Origin of the sequence: Clostridioides sp. ES-S-0108-01 (genome assembly GCF_020662285.1) — a bacterium.
Taxonomy (GTDB): Bacteria; Bacillota; Clostridia; order Peptostreptococcales; family Peptostreptococcaceae; genus Clostridioides.
This window is the reverse complement of the sequence record NZ_JADGMN010000048.1, coordinates 1-3,954: the sequence shown is the minus strand read 5'-3', so window position 1 is coordinate 3,954 and position 3,954 is coordinate 1. Positions and strand designations below refer to the sequence as shown.

The window sequence follows — 3,954 nt, the reverse complement described above, 5'->3', positions numbered from 1 at the left end:
ACAATAAATGTGTATAAAATACCATTATTAGTATTTCCTGATAATAAAAAAATATTACTAGAATTGAAAGTTTCCAGTAATATTTAATAGCAAAAATATATATTTACACAAATCTATATACATTCTCTAAAAATTTGAAAATTTTAAAGAAATTTTTTAATTATCATTAGCTAAATTTTTATATCCACGTATTATCTCATAGCAGTATCCTATGACATCTCTTCTTTTTATTATCCCAATAAATGTATCTTGGTCATCTATGACAGGAATAAAATTTTGATTTAAAGATTTTATAACTAAATCTTCAATATCTGCATTGATGGAAACAGGAGAATTATCCATTTTTCTATTTATGTCTGTCACTGGAACATCTTCTAATCCTTTTAAGTCCAGATTTAAATCGTTTTTTAATGTCCATAAAAAATCACCTTCTGTTATAGTCCCAACATATTTACCATCCTTACTTATTATTGGAATTGCAGAGTATTTGTGATATTCCATTTTTTCTAGAGCTTGCCTTATAGTGTAGTCTTCATATATATATGCTACTTCACTTTTTGGTGTTAGAAAGAATAATATGTTCATTACACTACCCACCGTTACTGAAAACTTATAAATATCATCCAATATTTATAATGTTACTTTTTTGCAGTAACTTTCTCCTTTCTTATTTTCTAAGTATTCTTAATACTATACGCTGTAACAAGCGTTTTTCTTTTAGTTATTTTATTCTTATTACGCTTTATTAATATTTTTATATGGTCTATCAGTATCACTTACTCTCTTTTTAGAAAAATCAACTAAAAATTAATTGACTTAAACCTAGCCATAATAATTTTACTCTACACTATTAATTTTAACATATTTATCTTATTATTAATGATTTTATTTTAATAATTTTAATTTATTTTGCAATTAATTTTATCTACAAAAACTGAAAAAACCGCTAAACGATTAGCGGCTTATATCTCATATTACTAGAACACTAATATATATGAATTTTTAATTATAATCTAACTACGTTAGCAGCTTGAGGACCTTTAGCTCCATCTACTACTTCAAATTCAACACTTTGTCCTTCTTCTAATGTTTTGTATCCATCTCCAGTTATAGCTGAGAAATGTACGAAAACATCTCCTTCACCTTCTACAGATATGAATCCAAATCCTTTTTCGTTGTTAAACCATTTAACTACACCAGTTTTCATTAATAAATCCTCCTAAAAAAACACAATTATTTAGCTACTCTTTTCTGTAACCTTATTACTACTCTATCATATATAGCTATGTTTGTCAATTATTATTATTTTTATACATTAATAATCAATTTTTTTACTTTATAATTTCAAATGATTATTATCTTTTATACTTTATTTTTATTTATAATTTTTCAATAATTTATTTTTATTATATGAAATCTTATGGATTTATCACTCCATCCTAAATCCCATGGAACCAACATTCTGTCAGTATTATGGCAAGTTACCAAAGGATATCCTCTTGAGTCTAATCCTGTTACTGTCGAAACATGTGTTATTCTACCTTTTTTCTCATAACCAACAAAATCTCCTGGACGTAGATTATAAGCTTCTTTGTACACTTCCTCATAAGAACCTTTAGCAATTAATGAGCCTCTTCCACTATATAGTGCATAATTTTTAAAAGCTTGTGCATTTACCCATGCTTTTGTACCTGCTCTTTGACTATAATTCCAAATTGAGTTCTTTTTGAATCTTCCACTTTCAAACATTATCTGTGATGCAAAGTTTGCACAATCTCCACCATCTGGATTATAATCCCTATAGTTTGGATTAAATTTCATGTCATGTTCTTCATCAGCTGCTGCTCCACAGTATTTATGTGCATAATCTATAGCCTTCTTTTGTTCACCTGTAAGCTGTAACTCTACACCATTTTGTTGACCAATATAATTTCTTATATCATCAGATTTTATGTTCTCTAAATTTAAAGAGTCTGCAAAAGGGTCTGTATACCACTCTTTAGTTATGACATATTGATTATCTATAATTTTTACATTTAGATAATGATATGTACCTATTCTAAAGACATTTTCTTTGTCCTTTTGATTTTCATATGAATACCTATATTCAGTCGATACTGAACAGATTATACCATAAAGGTCTTTTTCTTTTTCCTTTATTTTTTTAATCTTAACTCTTGTCTTTATGTCCTTAAATTTTACACCTTGTTTACTAGACCAGTTTTCTAAATACTTCATCTTTTTTACTTCATTTTCATAAGCCCAAAGACCAAATTTTTTATCCGTCTCATAAAGACCTTTTAAAATGTTTTCATTTTTCTCTAATATTGCCTTATTTCTGTAATCAAATAAGTTTTCAAGCAATAGCTTATATTGGTCTTTTACATCATCACCTTCAACATTTGCAGATTCCATGACTTTTTCTTCCATATTTTTCATACTTAAATCATTGATTAAAAATACACCTGCTGTAGTAGCTAAAGACAAAAATACAAATGCCATTATACCTTTGATGTACTTACTCTTATTTTTCAGTATTTTCAAAGCTACACCTCCCAAATAGTACACCTTACAAAAGAAAAGAATATTCTGCCACATACAATAATTTTTATATTTAATAATTCTCTATTTTATTATGTCCAATATTAAAAATTAATTGTATCGATACACTGTTTTTTTTACAATTTTTTATTTTATAATCTACTTTTTTCTTTTTTTTATAGTAATATATATGTATATAAATATTTTGGTATCATTATAATTAATACATACTAATGGAGGGTTTTTTATGCAAAAAAAAGTCGCAGCAATTAATGACTTATCTGGAATAGGAAAATGTTCATTATCGGTTGCTATACCTATACTTTCAGCATTAAAGGTTCAATGTTGTCCATTTCCAACAGCCATACTTTCAAGTCAAACTGGTTATCCTGAATTTACTTTTTTAGACTTTACTGATGAAATGGTAAAATATTCAAATGTTTGGAAAAATTTAAAAGTCAACTTTGATAGTATATATAGTGGTTTTTTAGGTTCAAAACATCAAATCGAAATAGTGGCTAATTTTATAAAAGATTATCCAAATGCTTTTATCGTAGTTGACCCTGTGATGGGTGATAATGGAGTCATGTATCCAATATTCACAGAAGAAATGAGACAAGAAATCAAAGAATTAGTTAAACATTCAGATTTAACTACGCCTAATTTAACGGAAGCTTGTTTCTTAACTGGAAATGACTATACTAAAAGCGATTATAATAGAGATGAGCTTATATATATTGCAAAATCCGTATCTGAATTAGGACCTAGCAAAGTCGTTATTACTGGTATATTAGAAGACGATAATATACTAAATTTAGCTTATGATAGAGATAGTGACCATGTATTCTTTACATCAGTTAAATACAATAATTGTTCTTATAGTGGAACAGGAGATATATTCACATCTATACTTTGTGGTATGTTAGTAAATAAACATGATTTGGGAGTAGCTGTTAATACTGCAACAGATTTTATATATAAAACTATAAATTACACATCTCAATTTTATACTGATAGAAATGATGGAGTTATGTTTGAAAACTTTTTATCAGATTTAACTAATATATAAATTTTAAAAAAATTATCCATTTTATAAATACTTATAATCATAAAATTTAGGTATTTACAAAATGGATATTATTTATTAAACAATCGGCACTTCAATTGTTACCATAACACCACCAATTTTTACAGAATCTTCAATATATTTCATCCTTTCTTTTCTGAACCTCCCATGACTAAAGTCACAGGGTTCCTGCTTCATAGAATTTTGCATACTAAAATACGTCTTACCAATTCTCCACAGGCTATCCCCGTAGTTCCTACGGTTCTTACATAAGTTATCTATTTTGAACTGTTATTAGTCTTAATCCTTCTTTTAATATATTTATACTTGCATTTATATCTCTATCG

Annotated in this window: 4 protein-coding genes; 1 reads left to right on the top strand and 3 read right to left on the bottom strand. The window is 27.0% G+C overall.

Features of this window, described 5'->3' with window-relative positions; all coding sequences use genetic code 11:
• Window positions 1-156: 156 nt before the first annotated feature.
• The 3 genes from IR152_RS19510 to IR152_RS19500 all read right to left on the bottom strand — a co-directional run bounded on the left by IR152_RS19510 (window position 157) and on the right by IR152_RS19500 (window position 2,544).
• Window positions 157-585: a CBS domain-containing protein gene (locus tag IR152_RS19510; RefSeq protein WP_009889129.1), complete on the bottom strand. Its 429-nt coding sequence runs from the start codon at window positions 583-585 to the stop codon at window positions 157-159.
• Between the two features lie 421 nt (window positions 586-1,006).
• Window positions 1,007-1,207 carry a cold-shock protein gene (locus IR152_RS19505; protein WP_003419624.1) on the bottom strand — a complete coding sequence of 67 codons (201 nt, stop codon included), beginning with the start codon at window positions 1,205-1,207 and terminating at the stop codon, window positions 1,007-1,009.
• A 182-nt stretch (window positions 1,208-1,389) separates the two neighbouring features.
• Entirely contained in the window at window positions 1,390-2,544 is a 1,155-nt protein-coding gene (locus tag IR152_RS19500) for an amidase domain-containing protein (protein WP_227453484.1), read from the bottom strand.
• Window positions 2,545-2,788: 244 nt separating this feature from the next.
• Between IR152_RS19500 and IR152_RS19495 the strand changes: the two genes are divergently transcribed.
• Window positions 2,789-3,610 carry a pyridoxamine kinase gene (locus IR152_RS19495; RefSeq protein ID WP_227453483.1) on the top strand — a complete coding sequence of 274 codons (822 nt, stop codon included), beginning with the start codon at window positions 2,789-2,791 and terminating at the stop codon, window positions 3,608-3,610.
• The last annotated feature ends 344 nt before the right edge of the window (window positions 3,611-3,954 follow it).